A 1032-nucleotide genomic window follows, 5' to 3' on the forward strand; every position below is an offset into this window, starting at 1 on the left:
GCCTCGCCCTCGCCGGTGCGCAGCACCTCGGCGGCGGCGACGCCCTCCGGGTAGGGCAGGCCCGCGCGGGTGACGAGCGCGCGCCGGAGCGGGATCGAGAACGCGACGCCGAGCAGGCCGCCGAGGGCGCACACCGCGCTGGTCTGCCAGAACGGGAAGCCGTGCCAATGCCCGATCAGCACCAGGCCGGGCAGGATCAGGATGACGTTGCACAGCGTGCCGGCGGCGGAGGCCTGCGTCTGCACGATGTTGTTCTCGAGGATGCTCGAGCCGCCGAGCAGCCGCAGGCAGCCCATCGAGATCATCGCCGCCGGGATCGAGGACGAGAACGTCATCCCGGTCTTCAGGCCCATGTAGACGTTGGCGGCGATGAACACGACCGTGATCGCGGCGCCGAGCGCGATTCCGCGCGGGGTGATCTCCCGCGCACGCGGCGCGCCTTTGCGTGCACGCGGTGCATCCTGGCTTCCACGCGGTGCATCCTGGACCTTCGTCACCTGGTTCGCCGCGTCCATCGTGCCCCCGGTCCCGGCCGTCCCGCGCGACATCGACGCGTCGTCCCGAGCGAAACCCGAGCGGCAGGGCGTTTTCTCCCGCCGCGACGCTTTGCCGTCGCGGCCCGGCATGGACGGGATCTGCATTCGCCGCGCCGGGCGCGTCCCACGACGATCCTCGCAAGGCTCGCCGCGCGACGGCCGTTCGCGTCGACCTCGGCTAGTCTGTCGATCGATGCGACGGGCCGAACCATAACCTGCGTTAAGCTTGATTTTTGTCGGCCGCGTCGCGGAACAAGGAATTCGAGCCGAGGTTTCCCCGGCAGATCGGCGGGCTCGGGCCCGATGGGCGCTCCGCCCCGCCGCGCTTCGACACACACAGCCGGGCCTCGGACGGTCGCCGCGCGGGACGCGACGCGGCACGGCGAATGCAGATCCCGTCCATGCCGGGCCGCGACGGCAAAGCGTCGCGGCGGGAGAAAACGCCCTGCCGCTCGGGTTTCGCTCGGGACGACGCGTCGATGTCGCGCGGGACGGC

Annotated in this window: 2 protein-coding genes; both read right to left on the reverse strand. The window is 71.5% G+C overall.

Going from position 1 to position 1032, the window contains the following annotated elements; all coding sequences use genetic code 11:
- The coding region (locus FV223_RS28395; RefSeq protein WP_246689850.1) for an oligopeptide transporter, OPT family at window positions 1-548 on the reverse strand (548 nt) is incomplete at its 3' end.
- 208 nt (window positions 549-756) lie between these two features.
- The coding region (locus tag FV223_RS31350; protein ID WP_210247536.1) for a hypothetical protein at window positions 757-1032 on the reverse strand (276 nt) is incomplete at its 5' end.

It is taken from the genome of Methylobacterium sp. WL116 (assembly GCF_008039455.1).
Lineage (GTDB): Bacteria > Pseudomonadota > Alphaproteobacteria > Rhizobiales > Beijerinckiaceae > Methylobacterium.